General features: G+C 57.4%; 19 protein-coding genes and 1 tRNA gene. 7 read left to right on the forward strand and 13 right to left on the reverse strand.

Annotated elements, in window-relative coordinates:
• Window positions 1–95: 95 nt before the first annotated feature.
• Window positions 96–1,028 (reverse strand): malate dehydrogenase, encoded by a 933-nt coding sequence (gene mdh, locus GGR28_RS04785; RefSeq protein WP_183494603.1) that lies wholly within the window; start codon window positions 1,026–1,028, stop codon window positions 96–98.
• A 178-nt stretch (window positions 1,029–1,206) separates the two neighbouring features.
• Here mdh and GGR28_RS04790 point away from each other — a divergent pair, with 178 nt between their 5' ends.
• Window positions 1,207–2,727 carry a T9SS type A sorting domain-containing protein gene (locus GGR28_RS04790; RefSeq protein ID WP_183494604.1) on the forward strand — a complete coding sequence of 507 codons (1,521 nt, stop codon included), beginning with the start codon at window positions 1,207–1,209 and terminating at the stop codon, window positions 2,725–2,727.
• Window positions 2,728–2,749: 22 nt separating this feature from the next.
• Here the strand turns inward: GGR28_RS04790 and GGR28_RS04795 are convergent, their stop codons facing one another.
• Genes GGR28_RS04795 through alr form a run of 3 tightly spaced genes read right to left on the reverse strand, consistent with a single transcriptional unit; the run spans window position 2,750 to window position 8,290 of the window.
• A complete protein-coding gene (locus GGR28_RS04795; protein WP_183494605.1) occupies window positions 2,750–4,900 on the reverse strand; it encodes a S46 family peptidase in 2,151 nt (716 codons plus the stop codon).
• Between the two features lie 21 nt (window positions 4,901–4,921).
• Entirely contained in the window at window positions 4,922–5,863 is a 942-nt protein-coding gene (locus GGR28_RS04800; RefSeq protein WP_183494606.1) for an NAD(P)-dependent oxidoreductase, read from the reverse strand.
• 15 nt (window positions 5,864–5,878) lie between these two features.
• Window positions 5,879–8,290, reverse strand: coding sequence for an alanine racemase (alr, locus tag GGR28_RS04805; protein WP_183494607.1), 2,412 nt, complete (start codon window positions 8,288–8,290; stop codon window positions 5,879–5,881).
• 24 nt (window positions 8,291–8,314) lie between these two features.
• On the opposite strand from alr, the gene GGR28_RS04810 reads away from it, so the two are divergent.
• Window positions 8,315–9,025, forward strand: coding sequence for a hypothetical protein (locus tag GGR28_RS04810; RefSeq protein ID WP_183494608.1), 711 nt, complete (start codon window positions 8,315–8,317; stop codon window positions 9,023–9,025).
• Here the strand turns inward: GGR28_RS04810 and GGR28_RS04815 are convergent.
• Complete coding sequence (locus tag GGR28_RS04815) at window positions 8,994–9,782, reverse strand: hypothetical protein (protein ID WP_183494609.1); 789 nt, start codon at window positions 9,780–9,782, stop codon at window positions 8,994–8,996. The two genes, GGR28_RS04810 and GGR28_RS04815, sit on opposite strands and share 32 nt — an antisense overlap.
• Window positions 9,783–10,031: 249 nt before the next feature.
• Between GGR28_RS04815 and GGR28_RS04820 the strand changes: the two genes are divergently transcribed.
• On the forward strand, window positions 10,032–10,466 hold the full coding sequence (locus tag GGR28_RS04820) for a hypothetical protein (protein ID WP_183494610.1): 435 nt from the start codon (window positions 10,032–10,034) through the stop codon (window positions 10,464–10,466).
• Window positions 10,426–11,538: a DNA polymerase IV gene (gene dinB / locus GGR28_RS04825; protein WP_183494611.1), complete on the forward strand. Its 1,113-nt coding sequence runs from the start codon at window positions 10,426–10,428 to the stop codon at window positions 11,536–11,538. Before GGR28_RS04820 ends, dinB begins: the two co-directional genes overlap by 41 nt.
• Window positions 11,539–11,661: 123 nt before the next feature.
• Here the strand turns inward: dinB and GGR28_RS04830 are convergent, their stop codons facing one another.
• From GGR28_RS04830 to GGR28_RS04840, 3 genes are all read right to left on the reverse strand, one after another.
• Entirely contained in the window at window positions 11,662–12,486 is an 825-nt protein-coding gene (locus GGR28_RS04830) for a methyltransferase domain-containing protein (protein WP_183494612.1), read from the reverse strand.
• Between the two features lie 63 nt (window positions 12,487–12,549).
• Complete coding sequence (locus GGR28_RS04835; RefSeq protein ID WP_183494613.1) at window positions 12,550–12,912, reverse strand: hypothetical protein; 363 nt, start codon at window positions 12,910–12,912, stop codon at window positions 12,550–12,552.
• The gene (locus GGR28_RS04840) at window positions 12,909–14,003 is read right to left on the reverse strand and encodes a vWA domain-containing protein (protein ID WP_183494614.1); all 1,095 of its coding nucleotides are present in this window, start codon (window positions 14,001–14,003) and stop codon (window positions 12,909–12,911) included. The genes GGR28_RS04835 and GGR28_RS04840 overlap by 4 nt, the downstream gene beginning before the upstream one ends.
• Window positions 14,004–14,240: 237 nt before the next feature.
• Here GGR28_RS04840 and GGR28_RS04845 point away from each other — a divergent pair, with 237 nt between their 5' ends.
• Window positions 14,241–14,894, forward strand: a complete 654-nt coding sequence (locus GGR28_RS04845) for a transposase (protein WP_183494615.1) — start codon at window positions 14,241–14,243, stop codon at window positions 14,892–14,894.
• Between the two features lie 75 nt (window positions 14,895–14,969).
• On the opposite strand, the gene GGR28_RS04850 is transcribed toward GGR28_RS04845, so the two are convergent.
• The 4 genes from GGR28_RS04850 to rpsO form a co-directional block, all read right to left on the reverse strand.
• Window positions 14,970–15,602, reverse strand: coding sequence for a uroporphyrinogen-III synthase (locus GGR28_RS04850; protein ID WP_183494616.1), 633 nt, complete (start codon window positions 15,600–15,602; stop codon window positions 14,970–14,972).
• A 2-nt stretch (window positions 15,603–15,604) separates the two neighbouring features.
• Window positions 15,605–16,561, reverse strand: a complete 957-nt coding sequence (locus GGR28_RS04855) for an NYN domain-containing protein (RefSeq protein ID WP_183494617.1) — start codon at window positions 16,559–16,561, stop codon at window positions 15,605–15,607.
• 116 nt (window positions 16,562–16,677) lie between these two features.
• Window positions 16,678–16,751, reverse strand: a tRNA-Lys gene (locus tag GGR28_RS04860).
• An 88-nt stretch (window positions 16,752–16,839) separates the two neighbouring features.
• Window positions 16,840–17,115: a 30S ribosomal protein S15 gene (rpsO, locus tag GGR28_RS04865; RefSeq protein WP_183494618.1), complete on the reverse strand. Its 276-nt coding sequence runs from the start codon at window positions 17,113–17,115 to the stop codon at window positions 16,840–16,842.
• A gap of 152 nt (window positions 17,116–17,267) precedes the next feature.
• Here rpsO and GGR28_RS04870 point away from each other — a divergent pair, with 152 nt between their 5' ends.
• Window positions 17,268–18,710 carry a T9SS type A sorting domain-containing protein gene (locus GGR28_RS04870; protein ID WP_183494619.1) on the forward strand — a complete coding sequence of 481 codons (1,443 nt, stop codon included), beginning with the start codon at window positions 17,268–17,270 and terminating at the stop codon, window positions 18,708–18,710.
• 22 nt (window positions 18,711–18,732) lie between these two features.
• Window positions 18,733–19,182, forward strand: coding sequence for a GNAT family N-acetyltransferase (locus GGR28_RS04875; RefSeq protein ID WP_183494620.1), 450 nt, complete (start codon window positions 18,733–18,735; stop codon window positions 19,180–19,182).
• 1 nt (window position 19,183) lies between these two features.
• Here GGR28_RS04875 and GGR28_RS04880 read toward each other — a convergent pair whose 3' ends face one another.
• A complete protein-coding gene (locus GGR28_RS04880; RefSeq protein WP_183494621.1) occupies window positions 19,184–20,182 on the reverse strand; it encodes a polyprenyl synthetase family protein in 999 nt (332 codons plus the stop codon).
• Between the last annotated feature and the right edge of the window lie 119 nt (window positions 20,183–20,301).

The raw sequence follows: 20,301 nt of genomic DNA on the forward strand, positions 1-20,301 counted from the left end.
ACCCCCCCCCCCCGAACCCCCGTGGTGCGGGGGGGTGGGGGCGGCAAATAAACTACCTTCCCCCCCCACTACTGTACTGCCCGACTACCGTACTTCTAAATATCCAGTCCCTCAAACACCTCCATCACCTCCCGTACGTGGTCGGCGCTGGTGTTGAGGAGGTCCATTTCCTGGTCGTTGAGTTTGAGTTCGATGACTTGGGCGATGCCGTCCTTGCCGAGTTTGACCGGGACGCCGAGGAAGATGCCCGAGATGCCGTACTCTCCGTCGAGTTGGGCGCAGCAGGGGAAGATGCGGTTTTCGTCGCGGACGATGCTGGCGACCATTTGGGCGGCGGCGGCGCCGGGGGCGTACCAGGCGGAGGTCCCCATCAGTTTGACGAGCTCTCCCCCACCCGACTTGGTGCGGTCGACGATGGCGTCGAGGTCTTCGTCGGAGATCATTTCCGTTACGGGGATGCCGCTTACGGTGGTGTAGCGGGGCAGCGGGACCATCGTGTCGCCGTGGCCGCCGAGCAGCATGGCCTGAATGTCCTTAGGGCTTACGTCTAGTGCCGTGGCGAGGAAGGCGCGGTAGCGGGCCGTATCGAGGATTCCGGCCATTCCGAAGACCCGGTTGCGGGGCAGGCCGCTGGCTTTGTGGGCCGCGTGGGTCATCACGTCGAGCGGGTTGGACACGACGATGATGATGGGGTTTTTGGAATGCTCCATGATGGACTTCGTCACCATGGTTACAATTTTGGCATTGGTGGAGATCAGATCGTCGCGGCTCATGCCGGGCTTACGGGGGATGCCCGCGGTGATCACCACAATGTCACTGTCGGCGGTGGCGGCGTAATCTTCGGTACCGACCAGTCGGGTGCTGTAGTTGTCGATACTTGCCTGTTGCCAGGAATCGAGGGCTTTGCCCCGGGCCATGTCGCCCTTGATGTCCAGTACTACAACTTCGCGTACCAGGTCTTTGTGGGCGAGCACATTGGCTACGGTAGCACCGACATTTCCGGCGCCGACAACGGTTACTTTACTCATTATTCTGTTTCGTTTTGTTGTTTCGTTCTATTCCTAAAGGATAGGGTGTTCTGTTGAAAGATAGATTCAGGAGGTGGGCGAAAGTAGCCAAATTTGTGGTGACCCCCGCAAATGCCGTGCCTCTGACCGTTTGCCACGGCCGCTAGCGTTACTTTTACCCAACCCTAGAATTCCCCCGATGATTGCAAGGCTACTCGCTATTTTTTTCTGTTTTCTCTGTTTGGCCACGCCGGCCCTCCTGGCACAAGGATCATTCGCCACCGACGGCTGCGGCACCACGGAACGCTCCCCGTGGCTAGACAAATACCAATCGGGCAAAATCGCTCCGGTACCCAAATCCGCGGAAACACAGTACATCCCCATCCACCTCACGATCGTCGGGGAAGACGGTGGCTCGGGCTACGCCGACCCGCTGACCCTGATTCAGAGCTTTTTGCTGCTGAACCAAGACTTTCAAAACGTCAACGTACAATTCTACATCGACGGAGACATCGAGTACCTGAACAGCAGCATTTATTTTGACCACGACTTCGCAGACGGGCGCGACCTGCTCGCCAATTTTAACCGCCGCAACGTCTTCAATAATTATGTGGTCGGTAATCCGGCCGGCAACTGTGGATACTACAGTTCAGCGGAGGATGCCATCGTATTAGGGGTCGGTTGCATCAACGGCGGCGACCGCACCTGGAGCCACGAAGTAGGTCACTTTCTCGGACTGCCCCATACGTTCTACGGTTGGGAGGGGGTCGGTGACCTTGATGAGGTGGACGCCTTCAATAAACCCGCCCCGGCCACGGTGCAACTGGGCAGCCGCGCCGTCGAAGTCGAACGGGTCGATGGAAGCAATTGCGAAGATGCCGCGGATGGATTCTGCGATACGCCCCCCGACTACCTACCCGAACGCTGGCAGTGTAACGGCGCGGGCATCTTTGCTGACAGCCTGCTCGATCCGGATTCAACCCGTTTCGCCGTAAGGGGCGAGAACATCATGTCGTACGCCAATGACATCTGCGTGAATAAATTCTCCGAAGAGCAAATTACGGCCATGTCGACCAACCTCACCGGCCGGACCGATCTTGCCCGCGACGACATCCCCGAATTCCGCGCCGCCCGCGGTGAAGATCTTTCCCTGCTTTCCCCCGCTAACCGGGCCGTAGCTCCCTACTCCGATGAGGTCGAACTAAAGTGGAATTCCGTTGCCGATGCAGATTTCTACCTGGTACAACTCAACATCAGTTCCAACTTCAACGGCAGCGTGTTTACCTCCTTTTTTACGTCCGACACCAGCGCCGTTATCCGGGACATTCTTACCCCCAATCGCCGCTACTACTGGCGGGTGCGCCCCCTCAACCGCTTTGACCTCAACAGCACGTTCAGCGAAGTCAGTCAATTTCGTAACGGAGCCACCACCACCGCAACGATCGATGTGGCCCTAGATGCGGCAATTTCGGTCGCACCCAACCCCGCTACCGGTGGCCGGGAAGTAGCGATCACCGGCACTGGCGTGGGCACCGGGGAACTGAACTACCAATTATTGGATCCCAGTGGTCGGGTACTTCTGCAACGAAGCGGAATTCGCGTGGTCGGTGGCAACTTTCGGGAAAGCATTCCGACCTCCACCCTCGCCTCCGGCATCTATTTTTTACGGCTTACCCTCGACGGCAAGCTGGTGACCAGACGAATCGCCGTCACGCCGTAACCGGGCACCGCACCCAACGGGGTTAGTCGACCAGCGTCATCTCCGCCACCAAATGCGGCGCTCCACCGAATTTGTCGATCAGGAACAGCACGTAGCGAATGTCAACCATGATGTTGCGACAGATCGCCGGATCGTAGTAGACGTCCGACATCGTGCTCTGCCACGTACGGTCGAAATTTAGTCCGACCAGCTGCCCCTTCCCATTAAGCGCGGGACTGCCACTATTTCCGCCGGTAGTATGGTTGGAGCCGAGGACGCAGACCGGCATTTTTCCATTTTTATCGGCGTAGGCACCGAAGTCCTTATCCCGGTAGAGCTCACGGAGTTTTTCCGGCACGTCGAATTCATAATCTCCGGGAACGTACTTCTCCAGTACGCCCTCCAGGTAGGTCATGTACGCGTTGTCCGCTCCGTCCATCCCGGTAAATCCCTCAAACTTACCGTAGCTGACGCGGAGGCTGCTGTTCGCGTCGGGGTACATCCGTGCCTCCGGAAAGAAACGGAGCAAGCCGTCCATATAGGGACGTTGCAGGGCGTTGATCCGTTCCGCATAGGCATTGTACCGGTCGCTTACGTAGCGCTCGCTGTGGCGGTTCAGCTGGCGCACGAACTGGAAGCCCCGATCGGCGCGAATATGCTCGATAAATTCGGCCGGGTCGCGTTGTAGCATTTCCAGCAGTAACGTGCCGCGCGTCAGGTAGCTTTCCGCGAATAACCCATCCACGAGGGCATCGTACGAAGCGGCAAAACTGAGCTGATCCCGTACGTAGGTGGACTGATCTTCGGGCGGTACGGCATCGAAGTAAGCGCTCAGCAACGCCCGGGCTACTTCCCGATCGACCTCGGAGTGGTAGCCCTCGTAAAACGATTGCAGGTCGTCCACTAGACTAGGGATTCGCTGGTTGAAGGCCTCGATGCCGTTGTTATCGGCGATGCGGAAGCGGGCATCGAGCAGGTTGGCGATCCGGAAGAGGTCGACGTTGTAGTTGATCTCTCCGATGTAAGCCCGGCTTTTCTCTACGGGAAGTCGTTCGGTGTAAAGCCGATCCAATTGGGGCAACAGATCGCCGTATGCTGCCTTCGCGGTCGGTTTGGACTCCAGGCGGTGGGCAAAATCGCGTTCGAGGGCGCGACGTTTTTCCACGGCGTTGACGGCCGCAACGCCCTGGCTTTCCCCCCGCCACTTCTTCCAGGCATTAGCGATGCGCGCCTGTTTGGAAGCGTAGTCGATCCTCACCTGTGGGTCGGATCGCATGGCACTGTCGATGACGGTCAGGCTGCGGTCACGCATGCCGATACGGATGGGATTGATCACTTCCGTCCGCTGGGCCATCGCGGTAGCTGGCAGATAGAGATCGGTGGTGCCAGGAAAGCCGAAAATCATCGAGAAATCGCCCGGCTTGACTCCCGCGGTACTCACTTCCAGATGACGCTTGGGTACCAGTGGAACATTATTCTTTGAGAATTCAGCCGGACTACCGTCGGGTGCGGTATAAATGCGGAACAGGCTGAAATCTCCCGTATGCCGGGGCCATTCCCAGTTGTCCGTATCGGCACCGAATTTTCCGATGGAAGATGGCGGTGCACCCACCAGGCGGATGTCGCGGTAGGTTTTGGTCACGAATGCGTAGTACTGATTCCCTTCGTAAAATGGCTTGATTAACAGCTCGGTAAAGGGGGGCAAGTCGTAATTGCTCCGCAGGGCCTCGGTGTTTAATTGAATCAGCCGCGTACGTTCCCTTGCTGATGTCGTGTCGCTTACCCCTTCCAGCATACGGTCGGTCACGTCCTCGATGCGATCGATAAAGGTGACGAACAGGCCAGGGTTGGGCAGCTCTTCGCCGGCGTTCATTGCCCAGAATCCATCGGCCAGGTAATTATCTTCGAGGGTAGAGTGGTCCTGGATCGCGCCGAATCCGCAGTGGTGATTCGTCAGCACCAGCCCCTGGCTACTGATCACCTCCCCGGTGCAAAAGCCGCCGAAGTGGACGATGGCATCCTTCAGGCTGCCTTCATTGATGCTGTAAATGTCTTCGGCGGTGATCTCCATTCCCATCGCCCGCATCTCTTCCTCATTGAGGTTTTCCAGGAGAAGCGGCAGCCACATGCCTCCCCCGGCAGACAGGCCATTCGATAGAAATCCAAGGAAAACCAAAGAAAAGAATAAGCGCATGTAGTTAAATTTTGGTAGGTATTAAACGAAGGCCTCGGTGATCTTCCGGTACAGGGTACGGGCGTGTCCTTCTTCCGCTTCGTAGCTCCAACCCGCAATGTGGGGCGTCAGTACGGTGCGATCGCTTCTCCGTAAATACTGGTAGGGCCCGGGCAGTTCGTCGGGATTTAGCTTAACGAAACTTTGTTCCTCGTATTCGTTCACGTCGAGCGCCGCTCCGAGGATGCGATGCTGCTCCATGGCCCCGACCAGCTCGGCGGTGTTGACGACTTGTCCGCGGGCCGTATTGATCAGGTAGAACGGTTTCGCGAAGCGGTCGATCCACTCGCGGTTTACGTAGTTGTGGTTGCCCTCCAAAAAGATGTGGAGGCTCACGACATCCGCCTCGGCCTGCAATTCCTCCAGGCTCGCCTGGGTGGCGTACTGATCGCCGTAGTTTTGACGGAATTTGTCGTGGGCGATCACCCGGCAACCGAAGCCGGATAAGCGTCGTGCCGTCATCTGCCCCATGTTGCCGTACCCGATCAGCCCTACGGTGAGGTACTGGAGCTCGGTCCCGGTGTTCTGACTGCGCACCCACTTTCCCGCACGAACTTCACGGTCGGCCCGTCCGAGGTGGTTCAGCAGCATCAGCATCATGCCCACAGTGTGCTCGGCAACCGTATGCTTACTCCCCTCTGGACTATTAAAAACGGTGACGCCCAATTCTCTGGCATACTCCAGATCGATGTGGTCGGTACCGACGCCCCACCGTGCGACGAAGCGCAGGCGGGGGCCTGCCGCATCCAGCAATTCGCGATCGACGTTAAAGCGGGAGCGCAACACAATGCCGTCGTATTCGGCCAACAACGGCAGTACCTGGGCGCGGGCGCAGGAGCTGTAAATATCTACCGAATGCCCGGCAGCTTCTAGGGCTTCTTGCAGGAACGGGTGAGCTGCTTTATCAAGAAAAATGATTTTCATAGCAGCCAAGGTAAATCACTCTCCGAGATACACTCGGTGTACGCGCGGACCGATGCCCGTAAGTATCTCGTAAGGAATGGTACGGGCCGCGTCGGCAAGCTCCTCAATCGGATGGTCGGGGCCGAATATGATCACCCGGTCACCAACTTTTACGTGGGCAATTTCGGTTACGTCCACCGTAGTCATATCCATACAGACCGACCCGATCGTCGGTGCCAACTGCCCGTGAATCAGCACGGCGAACCGGCCCTCACCGGCCAGGCGGGGCAGGCCATCCGCGTATCCGATACTGAGTACGGCAATCCGGCGATTACGGTCGATGATGCCCCGCCGTCCGTAACCGATGCTGTCACCGGAGGTGCGATCCGTGATCGCGGTAACCGTCGTGGTCAGGCTAAGTACCGTATGCAGTTGTGGCTTCAGGACCGTATCCCCGATTCCGAAAAGCCCGATCCCCAGGCGAACCATATCGTACACCCCACGGGGAAAACGGGTGATGCCATTGCTGTTCAGGGCATGACGTTGCACCCGCGCGCCGCCGCCCTGTAGGTAGTCCTGATAAAGTCGGTCGAAAAGGTCGAGCTGGCGGTGGGTGTATTCGTCCAGTAGTTGATCTTCCGAAGCGGCTAAATGGGTAAAGATGGAGCGCACCACGGTGCCGGCCACCAGCGAAGTTTCGGTGTAGAGCTTCCTGAATTCCTCCGGCCGAAATCCGAGTCGCCCCATCCCGGTGTCGAGTTCCAGGTGGGCCGGAAGGCCGAGGGCCGCGGCAAGACGAAGCTGCTCGGGGTTGTGAACGACGGGTTCGAGGCGCTCCTCGACGAGCAGGGGATAACTGAACGCCTCCGCATTCAGCACCATGATTGGCAGCGTGATGCCCCCGCGACGCAAGTCCCTCCCCTCTTCGGGATAGGCGACGGCGAGGTATTCGGCCCCCGCGTCCTGTACGGCCTGGGCTACGGGCAGCGCACCACTGCCGTAAGCGGATGCTTTGGCCATCACAATTACTTTGGTGTGCGCGGGTAGCCTACTGCGATAGGTCCGGAAATTGTGGCGTAGGGCGGGCAAATTTATTTCCAGCACGGTACGGTGTACCTGCCCGGTCAACAGGTCCGCGACGCGTTCGAAATGCTCGTAGCTCGCACCCTTTATGAGGGTGGTTTGTCGGTGAAAATCCAATCCGGGAAGCACCTGGATCAAATCCTCCACGCTAGAATAATACTCTGCGCCGGGGAAAATTTCCTTCAGTTCCCCATTTGACTCCCCCACCAGAATAAGGCGGTGGATGCGACCTTCGAACAGGGCCTGCAACCGGGTGGCCAACTCCGCGATGGGCTGAACGGTGCCCAGGATGAGGGTCACGCTGCCGTAAGGATCGTGAGTATTCGCAAACTGGATGGCGGCCGCTAGCGCGCTAAAGTCGTTGCTGTAGCTGTCGTTGATGACCGGACCGCCGTCCTTACCCTCCCTTCGCTCCAACCGGTTTGTGAGGGGAACGAGGTGCTGGACACGCGTGGTAAGCACCTCCGCCGGCACACCCAAGCGATACGCACAGGCTACGGCGGTGCGGGCATTGTCGAGGTAGGGAGCCGGCCAATCGGGGAGACTGATGTCGATCGAAACCCCGTCGGTAGTGAGTCCGTGCCTCCCCTCGCCGCTCCACCGCAGCACGTTTAAATTTTCGCCTTCCGCCGCTGTCGGAGAATCGGGAAACAGAGCAATCGGTGCCACGAGCCATTCCGTATCCCGGAAGAGGGCAAGTTTTTCCTTTCGCAGTTCTTCCGGCGAAGTGAAATTTGCGAGGTGAGCCGTGCCTAAACTCGTAAGTGCGCCGCAGGTAGGTTGAATGACGTCACGGAGCAGTTCCATCTGCCCCGGGCGGCTGATTCCGGCCTCGAAGACGGCTACCTCGTGGGTATCGTCCAATTGCCAAACGGAAAGCGGCACGCCGATGGCTGAATTATAGGACCGGGGACTCGCGCACACACGGAAGGTGCCGGAAAGCAACTGGGTCAGCCAATCCTTGACGATCGTTTTGCCGTTGCTGCCCGTGATCCCCATCACCGGAATAGAGAACTGCCTACGGTGGTATGCAGCTAGCCGTTGCAACAACTCGAGTGGCTGCTGGACGATCAGAATGGTCACGGAACTTCCGGATTGCGATTTCTCAACGGCCTTCGCTACCGCTTCAATTTCCGTACGATGGGTATCCAGTTGGTCCGCCGCCACCGCGAAATGCCGCACGCCACGGTGCAGAAGCGGGGCGATAAATGCGTGACCGTCACGGCGTTCGCCAGAAAGTGCGAAGAAAAGTACGCGGTCGCCCTGTCCGACGAGCCGGCTGTCGACTACCAGTTCGTGCTTCCGATAGGTCCGGTAAAGTTCGGGCAGCTGACTACGGATATTGGGAATATGCCACTCTCGCATTGTCGAAGATCGTAAATTTGGCCGATGCAAGTGCCCAAGATTCAGAAAGCCGTAGCGGAATTCAAACGTTGGATGTTAACCGAGGAGGCCGGTGAGCTTCTTCCCCTCTGGGAGACACAGAAGAACTGGCAAGATCACTTCTATGTGGAGTCCAAACAGCTCGCGAATGCCTACGACGATGCCCTAGACAGCAAAACCAATCGCCGCCACTACCGCCGCGGTGGGTATGATCCGAAGCGCAGCATGCAGGCCATTATGGAGTGGGAACCCGACTTCGTACGGGATGCCTTCCGCGACTTGTTCAGCGAGGACCGGGACCTGGAAGGCAGAATTCAGCGCTTCGTGTTCTACATCAACGAGCTATTCAATCGCTACCGCGACGCTAAGCCAAAGGCACGGATACCCACTCACTACCACAACGACGACTACAATATGGTATCGCTCTACCTGATGGGGCAGTATCCGGAAAAGTACGCGCCCTACTCCACCGAATTGCTGCAGACGGTATGCCGCAAACTGGGGGCAAAGGATGTACCCCCCGCCGCAGATTTTCCGCGGTACACCAAATTGTTACAGACGCTTCGTCCGTTCCTCGAGAAAGATCCGGAGGTAATGGAGAATTACCAACAAAGGCTGCGGGACATCGATTATCAGGGTGAGAGCGCCCTTCTGGTGTACTGGTTCTTCCGCTACGTAGAGTCGACTACGCAGCAGCCCGTTGCAACTGCCGGATAAGCTCAACGTCGGCGGGGGTGGTGAATAGTCCTTCCCCCTGGCGGTCGTCGGTTACTTCCAGCCGCATCGTGTTAGCGAGCTCACGGGCTAGTTTGCCCAGTTCGAGTGCGTAGGGAATGCTATAGCCCTGGGCCGCGTAGTGATCGACGATCCCGACGCGGATGCACTCTACCGGATCGAAGCGCATGAGAAGTTCACGTACCCGGTGGTTGCGGTTAAAGGGAATGTTGCGATCCCGCAGTTTGGCCCGAAGCTCGTCTACGGTGATCTTAACCACGTTATCGACGCGGTATCGGTTCCAGTAATCTGCCGAACCGGTGCGGCGGGTATACTGCTTCAGGTGACGCTCTTCGGCGGCGGCCTGACAACTGAAGCGGGTCATGGCTTTGGTCTGTTCCAGTAATTCCATGGTTTGCTCCGCCGTAAGCTGTACGTGCTCGGGATATACTTGCTCTTCCTTGCTCAACTTGGTAGCGATGGCCTGCTTCACCTTCGACTTGGTAGCCAGGGCGACCAGCCGGGCCAACTCAAGATTGAAGTAATACTCGTGGACTACATCGGTTTTCGTATTCGTGGAACGGGCATAGTCCTGCATTCCGACGGGTTTCCGGATACCGTCAGCAAACTGATACACGTCCTTGATCCAAACCCGCACATTGGCCTGGTAGTGGTGATCGGCGAGGCCCAGCGCGCGGTGCAGCTCGGAAGCCTTGACGACTCGTGTTCCTTTTTTACTTACCCTGATTGTGAGGTCCATGTTTGAAACCTGATGATGATGCAACAAATTTACTGCTTGTTGGAATACAAAACAAGTTTAAAACAAATTATTTGTAATTATTTTGCTAAATATGGTCCTGCATTTGCTGTTTACCAGACAATTAACTCCACCATAGTAGCAAATAGGTTACACCTACTGCCACTCCACGACTGTCCTTGCCCGCCGAACGTGTGTTATAAACAGGATGGTTTGTTGTTATAGGCTTATCTTCGTAGAAATTCAATTCCCGTGTTCCGGACATTATTTAAGCTTGGCCTGCTGTTGGTGATCGGTCTCGTTGCCTACAACTACTTCTACGGTACACCCGAGGAGCGGGAGCAGAGTCGCGCGATCGTAGACAAGGCCCGCGACCTCGGCAAGGACGCCTGGGACCTGCTCCGAAGCGAACGGGAGAAAGTCAGTGACGGCAAGTACGATGAGGCGCTGAGTCGACTGGAATCCCTCTATACGGACCTTAAGGGGTCGGCGGCAAAGCTGAATAACACGGACCTGGACCGAGAAATATCCCGGCTGGACGACCGCCGACGGGCCCTCGTCGATGCGCTGAACGACGACAATGAACTAAGCCGCAGTGCCCGACGTAAACTCGAAGAACTGACCGCCGACACCGAAGCGCTCATGCATGAAATGGAAGCGAAAAGCCAACCGGCGGCCCCCTACTGAACTGAGAAAGATCATCCACATCGATATGGATGCCTTCTTCGCGAGCGTAGAGCAGCGGGATAATCCGGAACTCCGCGGTAAGCCCATTGCCGTGGGTGGCAGTAAAATGCGGGGAGTGGTAGCCGCGGCAAGTTACGAGGCCCGGGTGTTTGGCGTACGTTCGGCCATGCCCAGTGTAACGGCTAAGCGGCTCTGCCCCGACTTGATTTTCGTCAAATCGAGCTTCGATAAGTACCGGGAAGTATCGGATCAGATCCGGGAAATCTTCTACTCCTATACGGACCTGGTCGAACCCCTGAGCCTCGACGAAGCCTACCTCGACGTCACGGAAACCAAGCGTGGCCCCGCCTCCGCCACCCTGGTCGCCCAGGCCATCCGCCAGGAAATTTTCGAAGCAACCCAGTTAACCGCATCGGCGGGAGTAAGCTTCAATAAATTCCTCGCCAAGGTCGCCAGCGATATCAATAAACCCAATGGCCTGAAGGTAATCATGCCCGATGATGCCCCGGCCTTTCTCGCCGCGCTACCGGTAGAAGACTTTCACGGCATCGGCAAGGTCACGGCCGCGCGTATGCACAAAATGGGCTACCGAAGTGGTGCCGATTTGCTTACACTATCGGAAGTGGAAATGGCCCAACGGTTCGGAAAGGTCGGCCGGCACTACTACCGTATCGTCAGGGCACTCGACGACCGTCCGGTGAACCCAAACCGGAACCGCAAGAGCGTCGGAGCGGAACGTACCTACAGCGAAGACGTCACTGCCCTCTCGGAAATGAAGGACAAACTGGACTGGCTGGCGGAAAAGGTCTTCGACTATCTCGTGGAACGCGACAACTTCGGCCGCACGGTCACCCTGAAAATGAAAAGCCCGGAGTTCGTCATCCACACCCGGAGCCGCAGCTTCAACGGAGAAATCAGGAAACTAGTCGACCTGAAGGAAATCGCCCACCAGCTCCTAACGGAAAATATCGACGACGTACCGGTTGTCCGCCTACTCGGCCTTAGCGTCAGCAATCTGGAACGGGAGGGGGGTGAGGGGCTGCAGTTGCTGTTACCCTTTGAGGAGGAGTGAGGTGTCGGGTTGTTGAGTTGGTGAGTTAATGCAATATCATCATCCAATTAATTCAACAACTCAACAATCCAACATCTCAACAACCCATCAACTCAACAATCCAAACACCCAACAACTAACCCCTTAATCATTCATCTTCTGGAACATCAAAATCCCCCAGTCCAGACAGCCATCTTCGGCCAGGCGGATGAAGTTCTTGTAGGTTGAAATGCGGTCGTCAACGAAGCGTTTGCTGCTCTGCTCCACCAGCTTTTCCTTGTTGGCCTGCAGGGTGTAGAGGACTTTGGTGTAGTGGTGTACGAGCTGGTCGGATAGCTCTATGCTGTAGATTTGCTGGAGGAATCCGCGTTTTGCGTCGCTGCCGTACTGTTCTTCGGTGATCAGTTCTTCGAGGGGGAGTTTCTTGATGAGCTTTTCGGCTTCGGGCTCCTCACATACTTCACTGCGCATGAGGGCGCTGATGATGAGTCGGCCTTCCGGTTTCAAGACGCGGTGGATGGCACGGAACGTCTCGCGCTTTTTCCCGGTAAGACTGAAGGCGTCCTGGGCGATTACGAAGTCGAAAAAGTCGGGATCGTACGGCATATATTCCACGAAACCCTTGCTGACCTTTACCTTTTTGCTCAGTTCGAGTTCTTCAATCTTGCGTTCGTTGTATTCGTTCTGCTTCTCGTCGTCGTTGAGGCACCAGACCTTGCAGCCGTATTTTTCGGCGATGTAGCGGGCCGCGCCACCGAAGCCCGATTGCACCACCAGCACCTTGGAGGCGCGCTTGATGCGGGGCAGCAACTTGAGCATACGGTCGGTCGTCTTCCGGTTGGCTTCGTACAGGCTCAGGCTCTTGGGGCGATAAATTCCGATGTGCAAATCGTCACCCCCCCACACATTATGGTAAATGTGTTGGCCTTTTTTCTCTTCGACGAATAGGGGGTTGGGATTGTTAGACATAGGTATGGTTTACCTAATTCAACCGGAAAACACCCACATTGTTCGCAATTTGATTATGAATTGCTAGTCCCGTTTCGTCAATTCTTGTTGCCAGGTGCGCACCTCTCCGAGTCGAAATCGAACGGGGAAACGGGTGGCTTCCTCGATGTGCAGCTCAAATCGGCAGAAAAAAGCTAGGTACGGCTTCGCCGAAGCAAAATCAAAGCGGGGAGCATTACTGTCGATCGCAAAAGCGGCGGGGTCGCGGGTGCCGGGCAAACTAGGCGAAAGCAAGGTCTTCGGGTCATCCACCAGCAGCAAGGGTCGGACCAGAAGCACCGGCTCTGTTTCTATATTCATTGCACCTGCGGCCCCGCCCACCCGGAGCTGTGCGGTAGCCAAAGACGAGACGTACAACAGCAAAAAAAGAAGCAGTACGCGCATCATTTTTTCTTGTTGCGCTTGTAGTCGCGGAAGACGAAATCGCCGAGGCCCTTGAGGCCGCTGTAGTAAGCTTTGCCGCCGTTGGTTTCGGTAAAACTTTGGACGAACTGGACAAGGTAGGGGTCGCGGGCGATCATAAAAGTGGTGACGGGGATGCTAATTTTGCGGAGGCGGGCGGCGAGATTGAGCGTGCGGTTGACGATGGTGCGGTCAAGGCCCATGCTGTTTTTGATGTAGCGCTTACCGCGTTTGATGCAGGTGGGCTTGCCGTCGGTGATCATGAAGATCTGCTTATTGGGGTTGCGACGGCGGCGGAGGATGTCCATGGCGAGCTCGAGCCCGGCTACGGTGTTCGTATGGTAGGGGCCGACCTGGAGGTACGGAAGGTCCTTGATTTCGACCGGCCAGGCGTCGTTGCCGAAGACGATGATGTCGAGGGTGTCCTTGGGGAAGCGAGTGGTGATGTACTCGCTCAGGGCCATGGCGACCTTTTTGGCCGGGGTAATGCGGTCCTCGCCGTAGAGGATCATCGAGTGGCTGATGTCGATCATCAACACCGTCGACATTTGGGCCTGGTAGTGGGTTTCGTAGACTTCTAGGTCGTCGGTCGTGAGGCGGAATTCATCAATGCCGTTGTTGATCTGGGCGTTGCGGAGGCTTTCGCTGACGGCCATTTTATCGAGGGCGTCGCCGAATTCGAAGGGGCGGCGTTCGCTAGTGGTTTCGTCACCGCGACCGCTGTAGCGGGTGGAGTGATTGCCGCGTTTGGTCTTTTTGATCTCGCCGAAAATGTCCTTCAGGGCCTTCTGGCGGAGTTCGCCCTCCATCTTGGCGGTGGGGACGTAGCCGGGCTTGCCGTTGCCGTCGCCGGGTTCGATGTAGTTTTTATCGATCAGTTCCTGGATGAAGTCGCCGATGCTGTAGTTGTCGTCGGTGAGTTCGTACTGGCGATCGAGGTTGGTGAGCCACTGCAGGGCTTCGCCGACGTTGCCGGAGGTATGGGTGAGGAGTTCCTGAAAGAGTTTGAGGAGCTTTTCGAAGGGGGTTTCGTCGCCCTGTCCCGCGATGTAGTTTGAGAATTTCCAGCCGATCATACTGGGGGAACAGGTGGGGGTGGGGATGGTTTTGGAGAAAGCGGTGGGTGAAGCGGTCGGACCACTATAGCCGTCGGACCACTATAGCCGTCGGACCGCTATAGCCGTCGGACGGGGTGACCCCGTCGGTAAATTCAATTGGTGGACGGGGTATAGGTGATCCTGTTAAATTCTGCCAAAACCAAAATTTTAACATTATTCCACCCCCAGTAGAGTGGTGAGCTATTTCTTGCGGCCATGTACGAATCCAATACCATTTATCACGTCTACAACCAAAGCATTAATTATGAAATCCTCTTTCGATCGGATGGAAATTACCGATACTTCATGGAAAAAGTACGGAAGCACATCTGCCCGTACGCTGATATCCTGGCCTTCTGTTTGATGCCCGATCACTTCCATTTTTTACTTAAACCGAAGGTGATCGGCTGCGAAGAGAGCACGAGTGGTCGCTACCTCAACAATAGCGAAGTCCCTTCAGGCATAGTGTTTCAACAAAACCTAAGTAATGGGATCAAAACCGCGTTGAGCAGCTATACCCAAGCTTACAATCGGATGTATAGCCGCCGTGGCTCTCTATTTAAAGCTAAAACCAAAGCGAAACCAGGGTACCACAACTTCTTCCCAGATGCGGCAGCACTCGAAGGAGTCGAACCCTTTACGCGATTTATTCCCTATCTGAAGGTTTGCTTCTTCTACATTCACGATAACCCGGTAAAGGCCAAACATGTGAACTTCGCAGAGGAATGGGAGTTTTCGTCCGCATTGGATTACGCGGGTTACCGGGATAGCGGCATTTGCAATTTTGCGGCGACTGAACAGCTGCTTGGTATTACGAGGCAGAAACTTGGGGGACTGACTGATTCGGCCGGTTTAGCGCCAACGGGATGACCCCGTCGGTAGATTCAATTGCCGGACGGGGTGACCCCGTCCGACCGCTTAAGCCGTCCGACCGGTATTCCCCCCCTACCCCAGCAACCCCACCAGCCCCGCCTCACTCGCCTCCTCCGGCCACCGGCAATCCACCCCGCGACGCAGCAACTCCGCACCAGTGCTCGGGCCAATGGCAAAGACCCGCGCACCCGGCCGCAGGGGCCAGTGATCGAGGTAAGCCGCGACGTTGAGCGGACTGGTAAAAATGTACGTATCCGCGTCGATTGCTGCCGCCGGGGGATTCGGGCGGTTGTCGTAGCACACCGCGTCCAGCACCTCGATGCGGTCTTGGAGGGAGCGCTGGATACTGAGCCTGGACTGCCCGGCCCGGGGAAAAAACACCCGTAAGCCCTCCCCCACCACGAGAAAATCTTCCGCTACGCGGTCCGGATGGCCGTTGCCGCAAAAGTCGACCCGGCCGCAGGCTTTCAGCAGGGCTGCCGCAGTGCTGGTCCCGATGGCAGCGACCCGCACGTCCGGTGGAATGTCGCCGGCAAACTGTACGGCACGTTTGCTGTAGAAAAACCACCAGTCGGCCCGCTGGGGAGCGGTAAAGGCTACCGGAGCGAAAGTGAGTAGCGACCGCCCCACGATCTCCTGACCCCGATCGGTGGCCCAGCGCAGCAAGGGGCTATCGGGTGCAAGGCGGCGGCTGATGAAGATCATGGTTACTCCTGTTCGGAAGCCTCTTCTTCGAGTTCTCCCAGAAAGTAAACCTCCTGGGCGACGAGCTTGCCTTTATCGCTGTGGGTGAGCATGAATTCCACCGGATCACCCTCCATAAGGTCCTCGAAGCGGACGTTCTTGACGTTGGTGTGGTGAAAGAAGAGATTGTTGGGCGGGTAAACGATGAAGCCGTATCCCCCCTTCAGGCTGAAGATCTCACTTTCCATCATCTCCCCGATCTGGCCGTCAATGGGTTCTTCGAGCACGACCTTGTCGGTTTTCGCTTCGGGGACCGGCGCCTCCTTTTTCTTTTCCGAGACAAAGAGGTCATCCACCAGTCGCGACTCGATTTCGGAAGAGGGGTGATCGATGATGTCCGACATCATAAGCGGGTAGCTGGCCTCTCGCAGGAGATCCTGACTGGTGCGGGTAACCATGCCACTTCCGCTGTCGGTGGTAAATTCAAAATCCCACCCGACGACCATCACGCGGCTGCCCAGGGAGCTGAGCTTCCTTACGAGCGGTACGTAGTCTCCGTCACTGGCAATGAGCACCACTACATCGAATTTCCGCAGCACCGTCTGCTCGTACGCCTCGAGTGCGTACCACACGTCGATACCTTTCTCGTGCCGCCGACCGCTGTTGGTACGGAGGGGAGAATAGTGGGTCGTAATGCCGCTGGACATCAGTATGTCGTCGAATACCCGGTCGTAGTAGAGCGCGTTGCCCCGCTGCTGGGCTTCGGTCGCATTGAGTCGGCCCCGAAAGTAGTGGCTGTCCACGATCTTGGCCCGACTCAGGGGCACGCCCTCCTCGCGGGCCACCCGCGCTTCGATGAATTGGTGCAGTCCGGTGATGCTGAGTCGCCGACGCTGCGGGTGATCGTAATTGTAGTAATTGCTGACGTGCAGGAAGTAATTGCCGTCGTAAAAGACCCCTATTTTCGTGAGTTGTGGCATTTGCTATGTGGTATTCTATTCGGCAAACTTACGCTCGCTGGGGGAACCTCTCCGTCCGGCACCCGCACCAATGAGAAAGCCCCATCCACGCTAAGCGCGGACGGGGCTTCAAACCGTGAGCCCCCAGGGGCTCGAACCCTGGACCCCCTCATTAAAAGTGAGGTGCTCTAGCCAGCTGAGCTAGGGGCTCTGGAGGTCGCTCTATTTCTAAAGCGACGCAAAGGTAAGCACGGCGTTTCTACTTATGCAAACGCCGTGCGAATAATCTTTGCAACTTCCTACTTACGGATGCCCAACTTAGCGATCAGCGAGCGGTACCCTTCCAGGTCCTTCCGCTTAAGGTAGTTGAGCATTTTACCGCGGCTGCCCACGAGGCTCAGCAGGGCCTTGCGGCTGCTGTGGTCCTTGGGGTGGTTGCGGAGGTGGTCCGAAAGGGACTTGATGCGGTAGGTGAACAGAGCGATCTGTCCTTCGGTGCTTCCGGTATTCTGAGCGGAGCCGCCGTATTCGGTGAAGATTTCATCCATCTTCTCCTGTGGGAGATAAACTGGCATAGTAAAGGCCTTTAGTAAATAGCCTCCCACGCGGGAGACCAATCAGTTAAAGCGAAAAATTTCGGGACGCAAAGGTAATGATTATTTAGTTGCTGATCACCGCCGACAAAGAAGACGGGAAAATGCGCCGCGCTTTTCCTACATTCAACCGTATGAAACACCTGACTACCCTGCTATTAATCCTGTTTGCCTGCACCTGCGTCCCCGCCCAAACCTACGTCAGCGTGGAGGAGCAAGAAACGGTGACCGCCGCGCAACTGGGACTCATCCTGCCCATCGCCACCGAGTACGACGTAGTGAATTATAAAGTGCGCTACACGACCCTAGACGCGTTCAACCAACCGGATACGGCAAGCGGGCTGCTCTCCATCCCCAAAGATCGCACCCTCCGCTTCCCCATGGCCGTCTACATGCACGGCACGGTCACGAATCGCGATGCGGTACCGAGCCGGCAGGGGACCGGAGAACGAACCCTGGTCAGTGCCCTGACCACCAGCGGCTACATCGTGGTGGCCCCGGACTACATCGGTCTGGGCGACAGCGACGGCTTCCACCCCTACGTCCACGCGGCCAGTGAATCTTCGGCCGGCCGCGACCTCATCCTGGCCGCGCAGCAGTGGATGGAGGAGCAGGAGATTGCCTTCAACGATCAGCTATTCGTCACCGGCTACAGCCAGGGGGGACACGCCGTGCAGGCCCTGCACCGGGACATTCAGGCCGATCCGGGCCCTGACTCGCTGGTCGTGACCGCCGGCGCTCACCTCTCGGGCCCCTACAGCATCAGCGGCGTGATGCGGGAGGCAACCCTCTCCGAAGACCTTCCTACCCTACCGGGATACATTATCTATACCTATCTGAGCTACAACAACGTCTACGGCATCTACGACAGCCTGGGCCAGGCCTTCGTGCAACCTTACCTCGACGTGATCAAGCAGTACAATGCCGAGGAGATCGACGGCAGCAGTTTCAACGCTGCACTGACCGACCTGCTGGAAGAGAGGGACGAGCGGTTGATCGATATGTTCCGGGATTCGATCGGCCAGCAAATCGCCGACGACGATGACGACAGCCGTATCGTGCAGGCACTCCGCGAAAACGACACCTACGAATGGGCTCCCTCCGCTCCAACCCTGCTGTACTACTGCACGGCCGACGAACAGGTACCCTTTCGCAATGCCATCGTAGCCGACAGCGTAATGCGTGCACTGGGCTCCACTACGGTGATCATTCAGTCGGGAGGAGAACGGACCCACGTCGGTTGCGTCCCCTTTGCTCTGCTCACCACCCTAAACTTCTTCGATCAGTACGCTACCCGGGATGTGATCTCTTCGGTAGGGCGGCCGGTTCAACTTAACTCCTTCGGCGTCAGCCCGAACCCGGCCGGGATCGGCACTCCCCTGCGCCTCACGGGACTATCCGCCGATGGCACTTACCCTTACGAGCTTTACGATGCGACCGGCAGAACCGTCCAACGTGGTTCCCTCGGATTGTCGCGCAGCCTGACCGTCGACGGGGGCGCCCGGACGGGAGTTCACCTGCTGCGGGTGACCCTGCCCGACGGAAATTTCGTGGTGCGCAGGGTGATGCTTCGGTAGCGGGGCCCTTACCTTGGCCCGCATGAACGTACAGATACGCCAGGGTACCGCCGAAGATTTGCCCGCCGTCCACCACCTGGTGGGCGAACTGGCCCGCTTCGAACGTGCTTTCGACAGCTTTACCGCCACCATCGAAGATTACCGGGCCGACTTTGAGGAAAAGTTTTTCCACATGATCGTCGCCGAAGACATGGGCAGCGGCAAGATTATCGGGATGGCACTCTATAACTTTGTCTACAGCACCTGGAAGGGACGCATGATCTACCTCGAAGACTTCGTCGTCGACCCGGACTACCGCAGCCACGGCATCGGGCGGCGGCTGTGGGACGTACTAAAGGAACGCGGGCGGGAACGCGGGTGCCGGCTAATGAAGTGGCAGGTGCTCGACTGGAACACCGACGCCATCCGGTTCTATAAAGCTCAGGAAGCCACCATCGAAGACGAGTGGCTGAACGGAAAGCTGACCCTCTGACCTAATTATCGCGGCTGAGCAATTCCTCCGTTAGCTGACGTAGGGCATCTTTCCACGCGGCGTCGCCATTCACCGCGGCCAGGTGGGCGTAGGCTTCCTTCTGGAATTGATCGCGCAACTCGGCCACGAGGCGGGGAATATCGCGCAGGCGCATCAGTTCCGTCACGCGGGCCACTTTGGGTGCGGGATCCTCGGGTGAGTGACTGAACCATTCGACCAGTTCGCCCCGCTGCGTCTCGTCGAGACTTTCCAGGGTCTTGATGTACAGGAAGGTCTTCTTGTTTCGGATGATGTCGTTGCCGGTGAGTTTACCGGTCTGCTTACCGTCGCCGAAGGTGTCGAGCAGGTCGTCGTGCAACTGAAAGGCCAGCCCGGTGAGGCGACCGAAGGCGTAGAGGTGATCGGCATCCTCGCGACCGGCACCGGCGGAGAGCGCACCCATTTCCAGGGCACCGCCGAGGAGAACGGCGGTTTTTAACTCGATCATGTCAAGGTACTCCTCGATGGTCACGTGGCTGCGCAACTCAAAATCGACGTCGAATTGCTGCCCCTCACAGACGCCCGTCGCGATCCGGTTAAAGGTGCACAACAGATCGTGGGTACGTCGCTTGTCGGGGGCGCCGCAGAGGTGAGCGTAGGCCTGGATGAGCATTAGGTCGCCGCTGAGAATGGCGGTATTGACGTCCCACTTTTCGTGCACCGTGGGATTGCCCCGCCGCAGGGGACTGGCGTCCATAATATCGTCGTGCAGCAGGGTGAAATTGTGGAAGGTCTCTACGGCCAGGGCGACCGGCATGCCGGCGGTGAGTTCCTCGTCGTCGCCGAACATGCGGGCGGCGATCAGGGCCAGCAGGGGGCGCACCCGTTTGCCGCCGATGCCCATGATGTAGGAGATGGGTTCGTACAGTCCGCGGGGTTCACGGCTCGTGGACGATTCCCGTAGGCGTTGGAGGAAGCGGTCGCGAAGCTCGGCGACGGGGTGGCGGGTTGGCGGGGGCATGCGGGGCTTAAATTATTCGGTCCGGCAAACATACGAAGAAGGCGCTCCGGGCGAAATGCGCGGCGGCATGAACCAAGCCCCTCCCTCCAACGTCCTACTACCTGATTACCCGATTTGAA

The organism is Neolewinella aquimaris (assembly GCF_014197245.1).
GTDB lineage: Bacteria > Bacteroidota > Bacteroidia > Chitinophagales > Saprospiraceae > Neolewinella > Neolewinella aquimaris.

Bases quoted from the DNA above. Each gene is read 5' to 3' on its own strand.
- GGR28_RS04800 (WP_183494606.1), bottom strand. From the start codon at position 5,863: ATGAAAATCATTTTTCTTGATAAAGCAGCTCACCCGTTCCTGCAAGAA.
- GGR28_RS04840 (WP_183494614.1), bottom strand. From the start codon at position 14,003: ATGATCGGCTGGAAATTCTCAAACTACATCGCGGGACAGGGCGACGAA.
- GGR28_RS04855 (WP_183494617.1), bottom strand. From the start codon at position 16,561: ATGCCACAACTCACGAAAATAGGGGTCTTTTACGACGGCAATTACTTC.
- GGR28_RS04850 (WP_183494616.1), bottom strand. From the start codon at position 15,602: ATGATCTTCATCAGCCGCCGCCTTGCACCCGATAGCCCCTTGCTGCGC.
- rpsO (WP_183494618.1), bottom strand. From the start codon at position 17,115: ATGCCAGTTTATCTCCCACAGGAGAAGATGGATGAAATCTTCACCGAA.
- GGR28_RS04830 (WP_183494612.1), bottom strand. From the start codon at position 12,486: ATGTCTAACAATCCCAACCCCCTATTCGTCGAAGAGAAAAAAGGCCAA.
- dinB (WP_183494611.1), top strand. From the start codon at position 10,426: ATGAAATGGAAGCGAAAAGCCAACCGGCGGCCCCCTACTGAACTGAGA.
- GGR28_RS04795 (WP_183494605.1), bottom strand. From the start codon at position 4,900: ATGCGCTTATTCTTTTCTTTGGTTTTCCTTGGATTTCTATCGAATGGC.
- GGR28_RS04815 (WP_183494609.1), bottom strand. From the start codon at position 9,782: ATGGACCTCACAATCAGGGTAAGTAAAAAAGGAACACGAGTCGTCAAG.
- mdh (WP_183494603.1), bottom strand. From the start codon at position 1,028: ATGAGTAAAGTAACCGTTGTCGGCGCCGGAAATGTCGGTGCTACCGTA.
- GGR28_RS04870 (WP_183494619.1), top strand. From the start codon at position 17,268: ATGAAACACCTGACTACCCTGCTATTAATCCTGTTTGCCTGCACCTGC.
- GGR28_RS04845 (WP_183494615.1), top strand. From the start codon at position 14,241: ATGTACGAATCCAATACCATTTATCACGTCTACAACCAAAGCATTAAT.
- GGR28_RS04880 (WP_183494621.1), bottom strand. From the start codon at position 20,182: ATGCCCCCGCCAACCCGCCACCCCGTCGCCGAGCTTCGCGACCGCTTC.
- GGR28_RS04835 (WP_183494613.1), bottom strand. From the start codon at position 12,912: ATGATGCGCGTACTGCTTCTTTTTTTGCTGTTGTACGTCTCGTCTTTG.
- GGR28_RS04790 (WP_183494604.1), top strand. From the start codon at position 1,207: ATGATTGCAAGGCTACTCGCTATTTTTTTCTGTTTTCTCTGTTTGGCC.
- GGR28_RS04810 (WP_183494608.1), top strand. From the start codon at position 8,315: ATGCAAGTGCCCAAGATTCAGAAAGCCGTAGCGGAATTCAAACGTTGG.
- alr (WP_183494607.1), bottom strand. From the start codon at position 8,290: ATGCGAGAGTGGCATATTCCCAATATCCGTAGTCAGCTGCCCGAACTT.
- GGR28_RS04875 (WP_183494620.1), top strand. From the start codon at position 18,733: ATGAACGTACAGATACGCCAGGGTACCGCCGAAGATTTGCCCGCCGTC.